We start from the raw sequence: 16,919 nt of genomic DNA, 5'->3' as shown, positions 1-16,919 counted from the left end.
TTGAATGATTTAAAACATCTTGCCATAGTTATGGATGGCAATAGACGCTGGGCAAAAGCTAAAGGTTTTTTGGCAAAGTTGGGTTATTCTCAAGGGGTAAAGACTATGCAAAAACTTATGGAAGCCTGTGTCGAGGAAGGAGTTTCTAATTTAAGTTTATTTGCTTTTAGTACTGAAAATTGGAATAGACCTAAAGATGAAATTGAATTTATTTTTGAACTTTTAGATCGTTGTTTAAATGAAGCCTTAGAAAAATTTGAAAAAAATAATGTCCGTTTAAGAGCTATTGGTGATTTAACAAGACTTGATCAAGTCTTAAGAGATAAAATTGCTTTAGTGGAAGAAGCAACTAAGCATTGTGATAAATTGTGCGTTAATTTGGCCATTAGTTACGGTGCTAAAGATGAAATCGTTCGTGCTACACGTCGAGTTATAGAAAAAGGTTTAGAAATCAATGAAAAAAATATCAGCGATAATTTAGATTTGCCTTTAGATGTTGATTTAATGCTTCGCGTAGGAAATGCAAAAAGACTTTCAAATTTTTTACTTTGGCAATGCGCTTATGCTGAAATTTATTTTAGTGAGACTTTATTTCCTAGTCTTACAAAAAGAGAATTTAAAAAAATTATCAAAGAATACAGAAAAAGAGAGAGAACATTTGGAAGGTGAAATTTTAATTGAAGAAATTCTAAAATATATTTTTTTAATCATTTTAGGCTTTAGTTTAGGTTCATTTTGTATGTGTTTTTTAAATCGTTTTTGTGAAAATAAACCTCTTTTAAGTGCAAGATCTTATTGTTTTTCCTGCCATAAAAAACTTAGTATTATAGATCTTATACCTTTTTTATCATATATATTTTTAAAAGCTAGATGTAGATTTTGTAAAGAAAAAATTCCCATTGGTATATTTTTAGCTGAAATTTTAGGTATGGTTTTTGTTCTTATTGCTTATTTTTTTAGTAAAAATTTATTAGAATTTCTGGTTTTTTCGTTATATTTATTTATTTTTTGGATGCTTTCTTATATAGATATAAAATTTAAAGCAGTTCCGCAAATATTGCTTTGGGTTTTGTTTTTTTTGGCCTTAATTTTTAAGCTAAATATCAATGAATTTTTTTATTTTTTTATCTTTGAAGATTTTAAAAGCGGCTTTTTGATACAAGCTTTTTCTTTTGCAGGTTTTTTATTTTTACTTAAAAATTTTACAGGCTATATTAAGAATTTTAGATCAAAAAATATACAAGAAAATTTAGGAGATGCTGATATTATTGTGTGCGCTAGTATAGCTGGAATTTTTGGCTTTAAGGAAAGTTTTATAATACTTTTTTGTGGAGCTTTATTGACTTTACCATTTTTTATTTTTTACAAAACAAGAGAATTGGCATTTTTACCTTTTATAAATATTGCTTTTATTGGCTATGTAATTTTTTTAATTTTTAATCAGGGATTAGCATGAAACTTGTTTCAAGATATATTTTAAATCAATTTTTAAGTACCAATCTTTCCATTTTTTTTGTACTTTTTAGCATTGTTTCTATGGTATTTTTTATCCAATTGGCTAAATTGACTTCAAGTATAGAAATCAGTTTCTTAGATTTACTTGAACTCTATAGTTTTATGTTGCCTAGAATTTTGATTTTTACTTTACCTATATCTTTTTTTATAGCACTAACTTTGACTTTATTTAGACTTTCTAGAGAAAATGAAAGCATAGTTCTTTTTACTTTAGGATTTTCTCCAAAGGCCTTGGCTTCATTATTTTTGAAAATTTCTGCTTTAGTTAGCGCTTTAATGTTATTTACATCTTTAGTAATGATACCTTTGGTATTAGAACTTCAAGATAATTTTATTGATTATAAAAAAACACAGGTAAAATTTAATTACAAAACAGGAGAATTTGGGCAAAAATTTTTAGATTGGATGATTTTTATAGAAAAACAAGATGGCGATAAATATGAAAATATCGTTATGTATCATCCAAAAAGAATACAAAGCGATAAAGAGCAACTTATCGTTGCTAAAGAAGCTACTGTGCAAAAAGAAAGTACAGGTTTTGCTTTTAAGCTTTCTAATGGAAAAATGTATAATTTTGAAGAATCTAAAATGCTTTTTACGGGAGAATTTGAAAATCTTACTCTAAATACTAAATTTAATAATGATAATTTTAAAATTAAAAAATTTTATGAATACTGGCTAGATATCAATTCCAACACAAAACGTGCCAAAGAATTTGTGATTTACACCACTATAGCACTTTTTCCATTGGCAAGTACGCTTTTTGCACTGTCATTTGGTATCGTAACTTATCGCTATGAAAAAGGTTTTATTTATGTAGGAATGTTTGGTGTTATCGTGGTTTATTTTGGACTTTTGAGTTTGTTTTATAAACCACCTTTATTAGCATGTTTTACCATTTTTATAGTTAGTTTTATCGCTTCGATGATTTGTTTTAAAAAAATGATTTTAAGTCGTTATTGATGAAATTAAAATTGATTTTTTCTTATGATGGTTCAGCTTTTTTAGGTTCAGCAACCCAACCGCATGGAAAAAGTGTCCAAGATGCCTTGCAAAAGGCTTTAGCTCATCTTGGAATTTTTTCTAAAATTCTAATGGCATCAAGAACAGATAAAGGGGTTCATGCTAGTTTTATGGTCGCTTGTGTTAAATGTGGGGATCATTTTAAAGATCTTATCTATCTTAAAAATCAACTCAATAAATTTTCACATCCTTATATACATATTAAGCATTTAAAATTTATGCCCTCTGATTTTGAAGTAAGATTTGATGTTAAGAGTAGGGAATATCGCTATATTTTTTATCATGGAAATTTTAATCCTTTTGTATCGCGATATGTTCATTTTTATCCAAAAATAGACATTAACAAGGCTAATGAAATTTTGAAATATTTTTTTGGAGAACATGATTTTAAATATTTTTGCAAAAGCGGAAGTGATGTTAAAAGCACAGTTAGAAAGGTATTTAAATCTCATGCTTATTCTTATAAAAATATGACTATTTTTCATTTTAGAGCCAATGGTTTTTTAAGAGGACAAATTCGTTTGATAGTAGCAAGTGTTTTAAAGGTTTTAGAAGGAAAAATGACCAAAGAGCAACTTATAGAGCAACTAAAAACTATAAAAAAGTATAATCATTTTCTAGCTCCTCCTAATGGGCTTTATCTTAGTAAAATCACCTATTAACTTTTTTGTAAAAAATAATAAAATTTATTTATCTAAAATAATAAAAAATTTTAATTTAATAATTTCAATTATATTTTATTATAATTGCAATTATTTTTAATAATAATATAAATTATTTTTAAAAATAACACTCTAAAAAAAGTTAAAGCTATCAAATCAACCCTATAATAATACTAGCTTTAACTTTTTCAAAATCAATATATTGATTTAATAATAATATAAATTATTTCTTAAATATTTTTAGAAATAATTTTCAAGGAGAAATGATGAAAAATCAAACTTTATTCAATAGGGGGGGGGGATCTAGAAAAATCCAATCCATCCTTTTCTAAAAAATTCTTATTTTCTTTAGCAACAGTTTCTGTTTTAAGCACCTGTGCTGAAGCTTCTATAACTGGTCCAGGCTGCAATGGCAGTAATTGTGCAACTATTTCTGATAGTAAAACCGGACAAATCACTATAACTGGCAATGGCAGTTCTAATTCCTTAACTATATCAAGTGGTGGAACCCTATCTAATGGAAATAATAAAGCTATTTATGCTCATGCAAAGGATAGTGAAACTCTGACTATTACAAATCTAAAAAATGAAGGAATTATAAATGGTAAGGTAAGTGTAGAAAATAGTCAAAAGAATTTTACAGGAACAATTACTGTTAATACTTTTGAAAATGAAGGTTACATTAATGGACAAATTTATATGGGAATTTGGGGAAGCAATCAAGGAACTCTTACTATAGATAATTTTAATAATAGCGGAACTATAAAAGCAGATAATGGTAATGGAATTCTTTTTGAAGGAAATGTCCATATGGAAACTTTTAAAAATAGTGGGATGATACAAGCAAATAAAGCTATAGAGTTAAAAGGCGGAACTATACAAAATTTTACCAATGATTCTTCAGGAACTATACAAGGAAATGAAGCGGGTATAGTTATAAATTCACATATAAATACTTTTGAAAACAAAGGTCTGATAAACTCAACTGGAAAAGGTCAATATAGCAATGGCATATGGATAAGTTCAGATGCCAATATAGAAACTTTTACAAATAGTGGAACTATAAGTGGTGGAAATGGCATAAGATCTCAAGGTGGAACTATAAAAACTTTGATTAATAGTGGAACTATAGTTAGCAGTGGTAAAGAATTAACAGGTGCTGGTATTAAATTGGAATCAGGTGGAACTATAGATAATATAATAAATACAGGAACTATACAATCTAACTCTTATGGTATAGCTGTATCTTATGGTAGTTTTGGAACACTTACTATAAAAGAAGGAGGTGTGGTTTATGGAGAAAAAGCAGGGATAATTGTAGGTCAATGGCAAACCCTAGGTGATTTATATATAGATGGCAAAAACAAAGAAAAAGATACCACAGTAAGCGGAATTTATAGCAACAAAGATGGAATTTTTTTAGAAAAATATTCAAAAACTAAAAAGATAGAACTTAAAAATGGTGGTATTATAAAAGGTCTAGATAATGGTATAAAATTGGGTCAAGGAGCTTCTTTAAGTGGAGAAATGATTTTATCTGGCGAAGGCTCTAGAGTGGAAGGTGGAAGTGGTGCTGGTGTATCCAATGTAAGTGGAACAATAAGTGGCTCTATTAAAGTGGAGAATGGAGCAACCGTAACCTCTTCATCGGGTCAAGCTATATCTAACTCTGGTTCTGGAAGTATAATAGGCGGTATTACTATTAGCGGAGAAAATACTAAACTTGAAGGTAATATAATAAATACAGATAATGCTTCTATAGGTAGTGATATTAAAATAGAAAATGGAGCTAATGTCGAGGGTGGTATAGTCAATCAAGGTAATGGATCTATCTCTGGTTCTATTACAGTAGGTAAAGGTAGTAAACTTGATTCTATAGTCAATACTTCTACTTCCGATATAGGAATTTCAGGTTCTATTATCAATAATAGCGATAATAAACTAGAAATTTCTAATGGTGAAGGTGCTACTATAGGCGGCGGAATTGTAAATAGTGGTAATGGAACTATACATATAAATAATCAAGGAAGTATTGGTAAAAATGAAAATGGAAATAATATAACCAATAACGGTAGTGGTAATATAGTAGTAGAAGATTGGGTTGTTTCTACGGGAGATGATGGTAAATTAGAAGGTATTGTAGTAGGTGGAAGTGGCACAGATAATGTAATCATAGATAATGTAACTATAGATCAAGGTGGACTTGATTTGGGACAAGTGGGAAATATTGATAATATTGTTTCTGGGGTTAAACCAGGTCAAGTAGGTAATATAGGAATAAATGGAAGTGGAGAAATTTCTTTAGGTTTTGATCCTATTACTGGAAAATTATCAACTGATTTTAATCTTAATGCTTCCATAGCAGGAGCTACTTTTAGATCTTTGATTAATACCACTTCAAGAAGAGCTTCTTTTATAGATAGTGTTATGGGTAATTCTATGCAACATTTTGCATTTGCTAAACCTAATGCAAGTATTGCTATGCAAGAAAAAGGTAATTTATATGCAAATGCAAGTGATTATATAAAAAATGATTTTAATAATGGAAGCTACGGTTATAATAAAGAGCATTCTTTATTTATCCTTCCTTATACTTCATCGCAAAATGTTGAACTTTCTTTAAATGAAGAGAGTAAAGGGCATACTAGAGGAACTATTATAGGTTATTCTACCCTAAAAGATAGTGGTATATATGGTGTATATGTGGGCTATGAGGATACTAAAATGAGTTCGACTTATTTTGATATAAATAATAGATCTTATTATACAGGTTTAAAATACTTTAATACCCTATTTACAACAAGCAAAGGGCAAGAAGTTTATTTAAAAGCTCAAGGTAAAACAGCTTTTATCAAAAATAAATTAAGTAAAAAAATTGGTAAAAGTGAAGCTGAGGCAAGTCCAAATTCTTATGCTTATGGTATGAGTGGAGATTTAGGAATGAATTTTAACCATGGGGATAATATATTCTCTCCAGAAGCAGGTTTAGTTTATGAAGGAGGCTATACTGAAGCTTTTTCTATGATAAATACCAAAGGTCAAGCTACGGTTATGGGCGGAGAAAGAACCTATGCAAACTATTTAAATCTTTTATCTACAAGAACAAGTTTTACATGGTTTAGAGACTGGTTGCCAAATCTAAAAACCTCTATGACTTTAGGAGCTAAGTTTAATATCAATCCACAAGTAAAAGCTAAGGCTAGATTTGGCCAAGTAAAAGTAAAAGATGAGTTTTATTTACCAAGAGTGCAAAGATATGTAACTACATCTATGATTGTCCCTTTAAACAATGTTTTTTATTTTAGTTTAAACTATAATGGAATGTTTGATTCTAAAGGTGATACGCATACAGGATTTGCACAATTTAACTACATATGGTAAAAATTATTATGAGAATTCTTAAAATTAAAAACAAATTATGAACTAATGCTAAATAATCATTTTAAGATAAAACCATTGATTTTTAATCGGTGGTTTTATATTTATTATTTGCTTATTTTTATCTTACTTGATTTTATTTTTTAATTTTTGATTATTGTATCAATTTTTATAAAGCGGTAGTTCTCGCATAATACATTTATCTTGAACAAAGTTAATCCCTAATTCTTGACATTTTTTTTGTACTTCATCATTAAAAATACCAAGTTGAAGCCAAAAATTTTTAATTCTTTTTTTTATAAGGATTGGTAATAAATTAGCAGCAAAACTTCCTTTTCTAAACATCAAAACAAGATCTATTGTTTCATTGATATCTTCTAAATTTCTGTATATTTTCTCGCCTAAAACTTCTTCAAATTTAGGATAAATGGGATAAATTTTATAACCATTTTTTTGTAAATATTGAGCTACGATAAAAGATGCTTTATTTTTATCAACACTTAATCCAACTACGGCGATATTTTTTGTTTGATGAATTATTTTTTTAATATTTTCATCCATATTTTTTTCTTTATGATTTAGTAAGTAGTGTTGCACACTCTAAATGTGGAGTATTGGCAAATTGATCAAAAATAGCCATTTTTGTTATTTTATGTGTTTGATTTAATACCTTTAAATTTTCTTTAAGGCTTATGGGATTACATGAGATATAAATAATATTATCATATTGCTTTATCAAATCTATCACGCTTTTATCTAATCCTGCACGAGGAGGATCAACTAAAACATGAGAAAAATGAAAATCATCTAAATTAAATTGCCTTAAGCGAAAAAAATCTCTCTCTTTCTTTAAAGCTTGGCTTAATTCTTCGCTAGAAAGACGAACAAAATAAATATTTTTAACATCATTTAATTCACAATTTTTAAGAGCAAAATGGATATTGTTTTTTGAAATTTCAGTTGCTAAAATTTTAGAAAAATCATCAGCCAAGGCAAGGGTAAAATTACCATAACCACAATAAAGCTCAAGTAGATCTTTTTTAACCTCAAAAGCAAGACTTTCTTTGACCCAAGAAATCATTTTTTCATTGATAAAAGTATTAGGCTGAATAAAACAATCATTATTAAATTCATAAAAAATTTCTTTATCTCCTATCAAAAGACTTTGTTTTAAATTTTCATGATTAAAAACTAATTTTTTATTTTTACTTCTTGCAATTAAGTTACAGTTTAATTTAGAGCTTAAATTAGCTAGATCTTGATTAATGGTTTCTATATTTTTATGATAGAGTAGAGTGGTGCTTAATTCATGCTTTGTTGCTAAAAATTCCACTCCAAAAAGTTTTTCTTTTAAATTGATATTAGTTTCAATTTTTTCAAGTAAAATGGGCATAAAATCACAAATTTTTTTATCTGGAAAATCAATATTATCTATGATAATCTTTTTCTTGGTTTTTGGATCAAACATTGCATAATAAATTTTATGATTATCATGATAAAAAGAAAATTCGGCTCTAGTCCTAAAATGTTTTATTGGAGAATTAAAAAAATCAATTTCTCCATTATAAAATTCAAGAAAAAAATCTTTTATGAAAGAAATTTTTTCTTGAAAATCGATTATATTGCCAAATTCTTTAAGACTCATGGTAATTTTTTTCCTATTATCTTAAGCAATAAAGCAATAAGAATTAAATTGCAAGGTAAAACAATCCAAATACTAACACCTAAAGATACTGGAATATATCCTGTCAATAAAGAAATAGCACAAATAAATAAAGCATAAGGAATTTGAGTTTTTACATGCTCCATGTGATCACATTTTGCGCTCATTGAAGATAAGATAACATTATCAGCAATTGGAGAACAATGGTTTCCAAAAATAGCTCCTGTTAAAACACAACTAATATTAATCACTATATAATGATGCATAGCATTAGCATCCATTCCGCTAAGTTGTGCAATTTTATAGGCCAATGGAACAGCTAGAGGCATTAAAATTCCCATAGTTCCATAACTTGTGCCTATAGCAAAAGAAATGCCTGAAGCAAAAGCAAAAATAGTCGCAGGTAAAATATAATCAGGCATTTTATCTGCTAATAAACTTGTAATAAAAAGTGAAGTTCCAAGCTCTTTTACAATGCTTGAAAGTGACCAAGCAAGTAAAAGTAATATGATGGTAAAAATCATTGTTTTCCATCCATAAATCCATGTTTCAATAGCTTCTTTAATATTAAAAATTTTGCGATAAACCCCAATAAATATTGCTACAATACTTGAAAATAAAGCCGCTTGAAAAAGAACGACAGAAGAGTCAGCCTTTCCAAAAACCATTCTTAGGGTTTCAAAAGAAAGAGGATAAGCATTGGCCTTTTCTAACTCTTCTCCTGATAAAGCATTAAAGCCATTAAAATAAAAACCAAGTAAAGCAAGAATCATAAGAGTTAAAATAGGAATAATAGCATTAAAAACGCAAATTTTTATTTCATCCTTGGGAGCTAAAAATTGATCTTCCAATTCTGCTGTATCTAGAGTTTTAGATTTTACGATAGGAGCGATTTTTCCAGTAGTTATAGCGCGCATTTGTGCTTGATACATAGGACCAAATTCTCTTTTCATAATTGCTGTCATTAAAACAAAAAAGAGCATAAAAATATTATAAAAACGATAAGGAATGGTTTCTAAAAAAATACCAAAGGCGTTGATATTTTCGTAACCAATATCTTTATAAGCAGTTTTAATAAGAGAAATTTCTACACCTATCCAAGTTGAAATAATAGCAATACCAGCTACAGGTGCAGCCGTAGAATCGATAATAAAAGCAAATTTTTCACGCGAAATTTTAAATTTATCTGCCAAAGGACGCATGATAGGTCCAACTATTAATAAATTAGCATAATCATCAAAAAATATTAAAAGTCCTAAAAACCAAGTATTAACTTGAGCACTTACAGCAGATTTTGCTCTTTTTGCAAATTTTAAAGCCATAGCTTTTGCACCACCCATTTTGGTTACAAGTGCCACAAGTCCACCTATGCAAAGAATTTGTAAAATAATACCTGCATTGGCAGGATCTGAAGCAGAATTTAAAATAAAAGCAATGATTTTAGAAAATGATTCTACGGCCGTATTATAAAAATTGAGCAGTGAAAGGGAATGTTCTTTTAAGATATGAGTGGAAAGACTTAAAAGAAAAGTTCCGCTTAAAACACCCATAAAAAGAGACAAAATCACATCTTTAGTGATAAAAGCTAAAGCAATAGCAATAAAAGGAGGTATTAAAGTAAAAATTCCAAATAAATTAGCATTGGCTTCAGAAGAAGCTAAGCAAAATAGTGGCAAACAAACAAATAAAAATATTTTCATTGACTCTTCTCTATGTAAAAGCCATTCCAAGTTTGAGTGATTGGCATGAGTTCTATTTCATTGATATTAATATGCTCTGGAAGATTGATAATAGATAAAATAACTTTTGCAATATCTTCAGCACTAATAAATTTTGTATCTTTATAAACTTCATCAGCCTTTTCTTTATCACCTTTAAATCTTACCTCACTAAATTCTGTTTTGCATAAACCAGGGGCAATATTAGTAACTTTAATATTACTTCCGCGTAAATCATTTCTTAAAGCTTTGGAAAATTGTCCAACAAAAGCTTTGGTTCCGCAATACACATTGCCTCCAAAATAAGGATTAGTAGCTGCAACGGAGCCTAGATTAAAAATATAAGCATTTTTTTGCTTTCTAAGTATAGGAATTACAGCTCTAGCAATATACAAAAAACCTTTAATGTTTGTATCAACCATGGTTTCGATATCTTCTAAATTTAAACTATCAAATTCATCTTGTCCTAAGGCAAGTCCTGCATTGTTAATTAAAATATCAATTTCTTGAAATTCTTTAGGTAAATTTTGTATTTGTGAAAAAACCTTTTCTTTTTCGCGTATATCTAAAGCTATGGTATATATTTTTTCTTGAAATGTTTGTTTTAAAAGTTTAAGTCTTTCTTCGCGTCTAGCTATAGCTATAACTTTAAATCCCTCTTTGATTAAAGCTTTGACGCAAGCTTCGCCAAATCCAGAACTGGTTCCAGTGATTAAAGCTGTTTTCATTCCAAACTTCCTCCGTAAAATAAATTTTCATTTGCTTTTAATCCAAGACTTTTAAGATAATTTGCATTTTCTTGTTTTCCTGCAGCTATAGCAAAATCAAGCGCATTGAAACCTAAATCATCTATATCATGAATTTTAGCGCCTTTTGAGATAAGCATTTTTAATATCTCAACATCCCCATAAGCAGCAGCATGCATTAAAACATTTTTTGAAGTATGTTCTAAAGCACAAAAGGTTATAAAATAAGGGGTGTTATCATAGTTATTAGCGCTTAAGGCTAATTTTTCATTATTGTTAATGTATTTTTTATTAACATCGGCTCCATATTGTAAAAGCAAGGAAATAATATCTTTTCGGTTAAATTCAATAGCATAAAATAAAGGAGTTTTTCCAAAAGCGTTGCTACTATTTACATCAGCACCTATATCTAATAAAAATTTAGTATTATCATAATTTTCTAACGCATAAAACAAAGCATCTTCATAGCCTTCATCAATTCTAGCACCATAGTGAATTAAAAGATCAAGTATGGGTTGCTTTCTTTGATTTAAAAGTGCAGCTTGCAAACCAATAGTAAGCTCATCTTTGCTAAGATTATTTTTAAAAAGAAAATCTTGTATATATTCTATAGAATTATTTTTATTTGAAACTACCTTAGCCAAAGGACTGATATCTTTATAAATCTTTGTTTCGCCTACAGCCCAATTTAAAAATTCATTTAAAGCATTAGTTGCATAATAAGTGTTACTTCCTTGATCAAAATTAAAATTATCTTGAAAGTATTTTTCCAAAGGATTAATAGCTTGATTATATTCTTGCCAAAAATCTCTATAAAGTCTAAAATTACCTATACTTTGATAGGCCCAATATCTAAAATAAGATTTTAAAATATCATATTTTTTCTCTAAGTTTTCTGGAGTGTCTAAATTTTTTTGATAAGATTTGGGATCAAGCGCTATTTTTAAAAGCAAAAAATCGAATTTTTGAAGTTTAGGTAAATATTCTATACCATTACAAGCACTATTTTCTCCACGAATTTCATTAGCTATTTTATAAAGTTTTTGAGTAAAAATTTGATTTTTTAAAGAATCAGGGCATTTTGAAGCTATTTCAAGATGTGTAAAATTACTATTTTGTTCAAAAATTTGTGTTCTATTTTTTTTTATATAATCACAGTCTATAATATCTTGCGCCACTAAATTTATTAGTCCGCAAAACAAAATAAAAAATACTTTCAATTTTTTTCCTTTTTTTGGAAATTGATTTGATATTTTAACTCAAATAAGCTTTAAATTTAAATTAATCATTTAGATATTATAAAGATTTTAGTATAATTTACTATGTTTCAAGTTTTTTATAAATTACCTATATGTTCTTTATTGTTAAAAAGTGATGGCGAATTTTTAACCGAAGTTGATTTTTGTTTTGGAGAATATTTTGAGGAAAATTCATGCGAATTGTTAAAATTTGCTTCTTGGGAATTAAAAAATTATTTTTCTAAAAAATTAAAAATTTTTAAAACTCCTTTAAAAATTCAAGGAAGTAGCTTTGAGGTAAAAGTTTATAAAGCTTTGATGCAAATTCCCTATGGGCAAACAATTACCTATAAAGATCTTGCACAAAATATCAATCACCCTAAAGCTTTTAGAGCTGTTGGAAATGCCAATTCTAAAAATAATATTCCCATTTTTATCCCTTGTCATCGTGTAGTTGCAAAAAATAGTATTGGCGGATATAATGGTGGAGTTAGCATTAAGAAATTTTTACTTCAAAATGAAGGTATAAAAATTTAAAATAAGCTTGGAAGTTGATTGGATTTGCTTTCAAATTCTTGTTCAAAATCTTCGTGATTTTCCAAAATAAGACAATACTTAAAATCTTTTAAATTTTTAAGATCTGAAAGTTTGCTGTATGAAAAATCACAAAATAAGGAATTTTTTACCGCTGTTTTAAAACCCTTAGCATGCTTGAAATTTTCATTCCAGTAATCAAAGGTATTTTGATTATTGACAACTATAAAAGCTTTTACACTTGTACCAAATTCACAAATTTCAAATTTTTCATCAATAAAATAAATTTTAAAATCATCTATTTTATTAAAATCAAAGTTGATTTTAATATTTTTTTCTTTTAAATAAGTTATGATTTTTGCAAATATTTGTGCATATACAAAAGGCAAATTTAAATTTTTAAAATACAAATTATCGCAAACTAAAGTAGTAAAAAAGAAACTCGATCTAGAAAGGAGGGTAAAATTAACTTCTTTTAAAATTTCAGTATTGGCACAAATTTTAAGTAAATAATTTTCATCATTAAAGCAAAAAATTTCTCCTTTTTTTGCTTTGATAAGGACATCAAAATCTATAAAAATATTTCCTTTTAAAACATTTAGAGAAAATGCTTTGCAAAGACTTAATTCATAAGATTTTAGCGATAAAAATTTACATTCTTTTTCTTCACATAAAAAGCGCAAAAGCTTCATTAAGGAAATTTCTAAATTTTCAACCTTAAGATAATAAATTTCTTTATCTTTAATAAAAAATTCATATTCGGATATAATTGCAAAAGCACCTTTTTCAATTGCCTGAAGAATTTCTTTTTCATCATTACTAAAAAAGGCAAATTCGCTTTTTAATTCATTGAGATTTAAAGCAAATCCAGCTACACTTAAAATACTTCCTTCATTAAGTATATTAGCATGGATAAGCTCACTTAAGTTACTTATATTCATCAACCTATTAATGCTCCATTGTGAATCAACTGTTCAGGAGTAATAAGTACAAGCTTTTCATTATATTTTGCACTTAATATCATACCATTACTTTCATGTCCAAAAATTTTTGCTTTTTTAAGATTGGTTACAACGCAAACTTGTTTTCCTACTAAATCACAAGCTTTATAGTATTTGGCTATGCCAGAGACTACTTGGCGAATTTCTTTATTTTCAAGCTCAAGTTGAAATTTTAAAAGTTTTTCACTACCTTCTATATTTTGACACTCTAAAACCGTCGCAACTTTGATTTCTATTTTAGAAAAATCTTCGATTTTTATTTTTGCTTTTTCCTCTTTTTTAATTTCTTGTTTTACTTCTGGTTGTTTAATTTCAATTTTTGGAAATAAAACGTCACAAACTGTAGCTTTAAAGTTAAATAATTCATTATTAATAATCAACTTTTCATAATTAATAGTCGAAATTTCAAAATTTAAAGCTTGAGAAATTTTTTTACAAGAATTTGGCAAAGCAGGGCTTAATAAAATACTAGTTTTAGCTAAAATATTTGCACAAAGCCCAATAAGCGCGTTTGCTTCATCGAGTTTATTTTCTTTGATTAAATTCCAAGGTTCGTATTTGCTAATAGCTAAATTTGCTACACTTAAGGCCTTAAAAATCTCTTCTAAATAGCGATTGCATTGTAAATTTTCTAAATAATCTATAGCAAGTTTTAGATATTGCATTGCTTCATCGAGTTCATTTTTATAAAAATCTAAAATCTTATTTTGAGTAATCATCCCATTGTTATATTTTTGACTCATTCCTATAATACGATTGAGTAAATTGCCAAATTCATTACTTAATTCTGCATTGATACGATTGATAAGCATACTTTCACTAAAATCACCATCGTTTCCAAAGGGAACCTCTCTAAGCAAGAAATATCTAAAAGCTTCTATGCCATAAGTATCTACAATTTCTTTAGGCTTAATAACATTGCCTTTAGATTTACTCATTTTTTCGCCTTCTTTAGTCCACCAGCCGTGAGCGCCTATAAATTTAGGTAAGGGTAGATCTACGCTCATCAAAAAAGCTGGCCAATAAATTGCATGAAAACGCAAGATATCTTTACCAACTAGATGAATATGCGCAGGCCAAAATTTTTCATTTTGAGCTTTTAAAGAACTAACATAAATAAAAAGCGCATCAAGCCAAACATAAATTATATGCTTTTCATCATTAATTTCTTTTGGAAGTTTAATACCCCAATCAAAACTTGTTCGCGTAATAGAAAGATCTTTGAGTCCATTTTGTATAAAATTTATAAGTTCGTTTTTTTTATTTTTAGGAAGAATAGGATCTTTTTCTTCATACCATTTTAGAATTTGATCTTGATATTTTGAAAGCTTGAAAAAATAACTTTCTTCTTTTAAAAGTGTAGTATTTTTTCCACAATCTGGACAGCAAGTTTCATTGATTAATTGACTTTTAGTAAAAAAACTTTCACAGGAAATGCAGTAATGTCCTTCGTATTGATCTTTATATATATCACCTTTTTGCCACATTTTTAAAAACATAGCTTGTACAAATTCAATATGTGTTTGATCTGTAGTTCTAGCATAAATATCATAATTAATTTCTAATTCATTCCATAGCTTTTTAAATTCAGCACTGATTTTATCTGTATATTCTTTAGGTGTTGAATTTCTTTCTTTTGCTGCTTGCTCTATTTTTTGTCCGTGTTCATCAGTCCCTGTTAAAAATTTTGTTTCATGACCTTGCAGGCGATAAAATCTAGCCATAGTATCAGCAATAATAGTGGTATAAGCGTGTCCTAAATGAGGCACATCATTTACATAATAAATTGGAGTTGTAATATAACGCATGTTTAATTTCCTTAAAAAATTTAAAAATCAAATCCGCCTTCGGTCTTGCCCTTAGACATGCTATTATAAACAGCATCAACATAGTCTTTGCGTGTTTGGCAAGTAAAAATTTCTTCGCAATTATAGCAAGAATTTAAGTTTTTTGAATTTTGACAGGATAATAAAATTTCTTTTTTATTATCCATTTCTTGTTCAAATTTGTCTCTAGTTTCAGCCATTATAAATTTCCAGAAGTTTTTCAATTTCGTATTTGGAACCAAAAAAACAAGGAGTTGTTGCATGTATAGCTTCAAATTCGAGATCAAGTAAAGATTGATTACTTCCATTTGTAGTTTTTCCACCCGCCTTTTCCACGATAAACGCCAAAGGGAAAACTTCAAAAAAAGCTCTTAATTTTCCTTTAGGAGAATCTTTTGTCGCTGGATAACTAAAAATTCCACCTCCTTTGAGTAGAATTTGGTTGATATCACTTACCATAGCTCCAGAGTATCTTAAACGATAGTTTTCATCAAATAAGAATTTGATAAATCGAGTGTGTTTTTCGTCCCAAAATTTCTGTGTTCCGCCTGTAGCGTTAATTTCCCCTTTTTCTTCCATTTTTAATTCTTTAATAAAAATAAATTCATTATTTTTATTGAGACGATATAATTTAGGAGTATCTTCACAAATAACCATTTCTAATCTAGCTCCATACATGCTATAAACCGCTGCTTTTAAATTTTTAGCACTAGCTTTTTCTTCATAAATACCAAAAATAGACCCTATGGCAAAATTAACATCCATAAGGCTAGAACCATCAAGCGGATCATAAGCTACAATATATTTTGCATTATCATTAATTTTTAAAATTTCATTTTTTTCTTCACTGATAATGGCTTTAAGGGTAGGGCATTGACTTAAGGTTTTTGTAATAATCTCATCACTTAATATATCAAATTTAAGTTGAGTATCGCCTGTAGAATTGTGGTTTTGGCTATAACTTGTATCTGGAAATTTCAAAGAATCTGAAATTTCTAAAATAGCTTTTTGAATATAAGAAATTAATTCTTCCATTAACTCTCCTTTTTAGATTTTTTTTGCATTGTTTAATATATATCTACAAATTTCTTTAATATTGTTTAAATCAAGCCAAATTAAATTCGCGTGAGAAATTTTATTATAACTTGCAATAGCTTTAGAAAATGGAAAATAACTCTCATCAATTTCTTGGCAAAAAACACTAATACGCGGTAGATCTAAATTTTTTAAACCTTCAACTAAACATATATCAAAGTCTTGTGATAATTGTAAGGCTTTTAAAATATCTCTTTGTTGATGAGAAAAAAAAGTCGTCCTTGTAGGACTTAAAACCATTACTTCTGCACCGGTTTGAAAAAATTTAAAACTATCTTTTCCATTAAAATCAAACTGAGCTTTATCTGCGGGATCATGCTTAATGATAAGAACTTTCAATCCTTGATTTATAAATTCATTCGAAATTTTTGTAATAAGAGTTGTTTTTCCAGAATTTGATGGGCCACTAAAGGCCATAATTAATTTTTCCATAATTTTTTGTTTTCCTAAAAATTAAAACTAAATTATAATATTTTAAACCAAAAAATAGAGTTAAAAGGCTAGAATTATAAAAAATATT

Annotated in this window: 17 protein-coding genes; 6 read left to right on the top strand and 11 right to left on the bottom strand. The window is 28.0% G+C overall.

Features of this window, described 5'->3' with window-relative positions:
* From uppS to truA, 4 genes are all read left to right on the top strand, one after another.
* Positions 1-669 (top strand): polyprenyl diphosphate synthase, encoded by a 669-nt coding sequence (gene uppS / locus ACD570_RS04945; RefSeq protein WP_200282157.1) that lies wholly within the window; start codon positions 1-3, stop codon positions 667-669.
* A gap of 70 nt (positions 670-739) precedes the next feature.
* A complete protein-coding gene (locus ACD570_RS04940; protein ID WP_417904442.1) occupies positions 740-1,456 on the top strand; it encodes a prepilin peptidase in 717 nt (238 codons plus the stop codon).
* Entirely contained in the window at positions 1,453-2,478 is a 1,026-nt protein-coding gene (locus tag ACD570_RS04935; protein WP_200282163.1) for an LptF/LptG family permease, read from the top strand. Before ACD570_RS04940 ends, ACD570_RS04935 begins: the two co-directional genes overlap by 4 nt.
* Complete coding sequence (truA, locus tag ACD570_RS04930; RefSeq protein ID WP_417904187.1) at positions 2,478-3,200, top strand: tRNA pseudouridine(38-40) synthase TruA; 723 nt, start codon at positions 2,478-2,480, stop codon at positions 3,198-3,200. The genes ACD570_RS04935 and truA overlap by 1 nt, the downstream gene beginning before the upstream one ends.
* Before the next feature lie 281 nt (positions 3,201-3,481).
* Here the strand turns inward: truA and ACD570_RS04925 are convergent, their stop codons facing one another.
* Positions 3,482-3,670 carry a hypothetical protein gene (locus ACD570_RS04925; protein ID WP_417904186.1) on the bottom strand — a complete coding sequence of 63 codons (189 nt, stop codon included), beginning with the start codon at positions 3,668-3,670 and terminating at the stop codon, positions 3,482-3,484.
* Between the two features lie 229 nt (positions 3,671-3,899).
* On the opposite strand from ACD570_RS04925, the gene ACD570_RS04920 reads away from it, so the two are divergent.
* Complete coding sequence (locus ACD570_RS04920; RefSeq protein ID WP_417904185.1) at positions 3,900-6,581, top strand: hypothetical protein; 2,682 nt, start codon at positions 3,900-3,902, stop codon at positions 6,579-6,581.
* Between the two features lie 159 nt (positions 6,582-6,740).
* Here the strand turns inward: ACD570_RS04920 and ACD570_RS04915 are convergent, their stop codons facing one another.
* From ACD570_RS04915 to ACD570_RS04895, 5 genes are read right to left on the bottom strand one after another with little or no spacing between them, the layout of a single operon-like run.
* Complete coding sequence (locus tag ACD570_RS04915) at positions 6,741-7,139, bottom strand: CoA-binding protein (RefSeq protein ID WP_200282170.1); 399 nt, start codon at positions 7,137-7,139, stop codon at positions 6,741-6,743.
* Between the two features lie 10 nt (positions 7,140-7,149).
* Positions 7,150-8,223 (bottom strand): tRNA (uridine(54)-C5)-methyltransferase TrmA, encoded by a 1,074-nt coding sequence (gene trmA, locus ACD570_RS04910; protein WP_200282172.1) that lies wholly within the window; start codon positions 8,221-8,223, stop codon positions 7,150-7,152.
* Complete coding sequence (locus ACD570_RS04905) at positions 8,220-9,941, bottom strand: Na+/H+ antiporter NhaC family protein (protein WP_337198304.1); 1,722 nt, start codon at positions 9,939-9,941, stop codon at positions 8,220-8,222. The genes trmA and ACD570_RS04905 overlap by 4 nt, the downstream gene beginning before the upstream one ends.
* The gene (locus ACD570_RS04900; RefSeq protein WP_239820659.1) at positions 9,938-10,687 is read right to left on the bottom strand and encodes an SDR family NAD(P)-dependent oxidoreductase; all 750 of its coding nucleotides are present in this window, start codon (positions 10,685-10,687) and stop codon (positions 9,938-9,940) included. Before ACD570_RS04900 ends, ACD570_RS04905 begins: the two co-directional genes overlap by 4 nt.
* Positions 10,684-11,925 carry an ankyrin repeat domain-containing protein gene (locus ACD570_RS04895; RefSeq protein ID WP_417904184.1) on the bottom strand — a complete coding sequence of 414 codons (1,242 nt, stop codon included), beginning with the start codon at positions 11,923-11,925 and terminating at the stop codon, positions 10,684-10,686. Before ACD570_RS04895 ends, ACD570_RS04900 begins: the two co-directional genes overlap by 4 nt.
* A 102-nt stretch (positions 11,926-12,027) precedes the next feature.
* Between ACD570_RS04895 and ACD570_RS04890 the strand changes: the two genes are divergently transcribed.
* Complete coding sequence (locus ACD570_RS04890) at positions 12,028-12,480, top strand: methylated-DNA--[protein]-cysteine S-methyltransferase (protein WP_417903976.1); 453 nt, start codon at positions 12,028-12,030, stop codon at positions 12,478-12,480.
* Here ACD570_RS04890 and ACD570_RS04885 read toward each other — a convergent pair.
* Genes ACD570_RS04885 through mobB form a run of 5 tightly spaced genes read right to left on the bottom strand, consistent with a single transcriptional unit; the run spans position 12,477 to position 16,831 of the window.
* Positions 12,477-13,418 (bottom strand): hypothetical protein, encoded by a 942-nt coding sequence (locus ACD570_RS04885; protein ID WP_200282181.1) that lies wholly within the window; start codon positions 13,416-13,418, stop codon positions 12,477-12,479. The genes ACD570_RS04890 and ACD570_RS04885 overlap by 4 nt on opposite strands.
* Entirely contained in the window at positions 13,418-15,286 is a 1,869-nt protein-coding gene (gene metG / locus ACD570_RS04880) for a methionine--tRNA ligase (RefSeq protein ID WP_417904183.1), read from the bottom strand. Before metG ends, ACD570_RS04885 begins: the two co-directional genes overlap by 1 nt.
* A 20-nt stretch (positions 15,287-15,306) precedes the next feature.
* Complete coding sequence (locus ACD570_RS04875) at positions 15,307-15,504, bottom strand: hypothetical protein (protein WP_200282187.1); 198 nt, start codon at positions 15,502-15,504, stop codon at positions 15,307-15,309.
* A complete protein-coding gene (locus ACD570_RS04870; protein WP_337205349.1) occupies positions 15,497-16,339 on the bottom strand; it encodes a class 1 fructose-bisphosphatase in 843 nt (280 codons plus the stop codon). The genes ACD570_RS04875 and ACD570_RS04870 overlap by 8 nt, the downstream gene beginning before the upstream one ends.
* Positions 16,340-16,351: 12 nt before the next feature.
* Positions 16,352-16,831, bottom strand: a complete 480-nt coding sequence (mobB, locus tag ACD570_RS04865) for a molybdopterin-guanine dinucleotide biosynthesis protein B (protein WP_200282193.1) — start codon at positions 16,829-16,831, stop codon at positions 16,352-16,354.
* Between the last annotated feature and the right edge of the window lie 88 nt (positions 16,832-16,919).

Origin of the sequence: Campylobacter sp. LH-2024 (assembly GCF_048270605.1) — a bacterium.
Taxonomy (GTDB): Bacteria; Campylobacterota; Campylobacteria; order Campylobacterales; family Campylobacteraceae; genus Campylobacter_D; species Campylobacter_D molothri.
Note: the sequence above shows the minus strand (reverse complement) of the source record. Positions and strands in the feature narration are given on the sequence as shown.

Coding starts and splice junctions, on each gene's coding strand:
- ACD570_RS04940 (WP_417904442.1), top strand. CDS start 740: ATGTGTTTTTTAAATCGTTTTTGTGAAAATAAACCTCTTTTAAGTGCA.
- ACD570_RS04935 (WP_200282163.1), top strand. CDS start 1,453: ATGAAACTTGTTTCAAGATATATTTTAAATCAATTTTTAAGTACCAAT.
- truA (WP_417904187.1), top strand. CDS start 2,478: ATGAAATTAAAATTGATTTTTTCTTATGATGGTTCAGCTTTTTTAGGT.
- ACD570_RS04920 (WP_417904185.1), top strand. CDS start 3,900: ATGGGAATTTGGGGAAGCAATCAAGGAACTCTTACTATAGATAATTTT.
- ACD570_RS04915 (WP_200282170.1), bottom strand. CDS start 7,139: ATGGATGAAAATATTAAAAAAATAATTCATCAAACAAAAAATATCGCC.
- trmA (WP_200282172.1), bottom strand. CDS start 8,223: ATGAGTCTTAAAGAATTTGGCAATATAATCGATTTTCAAGAAAAAATT.
- ACD570_RS04905 (WP_337198304.1), bottom strand. CDS start 9,941: ATGAAAATATTTTTATTTGTTTGTTTGCCACTATTTTGCTTAGCTTCT.
- ACD570_RS04900 (WP_239820659.1), bottom strand. CDS start 10,687: ATGAAAACAGCTTTAATCACTGGAACCAGTTCTGGATTTGGCGAAGCT.
- ACD570_RS04890 (WP_417903976.1), top strand. CDS start 12,028: ATGTTTCAAGTTTTTTATAAATTACCTATATGTTCTTTATTGTTAAAA.
- ACD570_RS04885 (WP_200282181.1), bottom strand. CDS start 13,418: ATGAATATAAGTAACTTAAGTGAGCTTATCCATGCTAATATACTTAAT.
- metG (WP_417904183.1), bottom strand. CDS start 15,286: ATGCGTTATATTACAACTCCAATTTATTATGTAAATGATGTGCCTCAT.
- ACD570_RS04875 (WP_200282187.1), bottom strand. CDS start 15,504: ATGGCTGAAACTAGAGACAAATTTGAACAAGAAATGGATAATAAAAAA.
- ACD570_RS04870 (WP_337205349.1), bottom strand. CDS start 16,339: ATGGAAGAATTAATTTCTTATATTCAAAAAGCTATTTTAGAAATTTCA.
- mobB (WP_200282193.1), bottom strand. CDS start 16,831: ATGGAAAAATTAATTATGGCCTTTAGTGGCCCATCAAATTCTGGAAAA.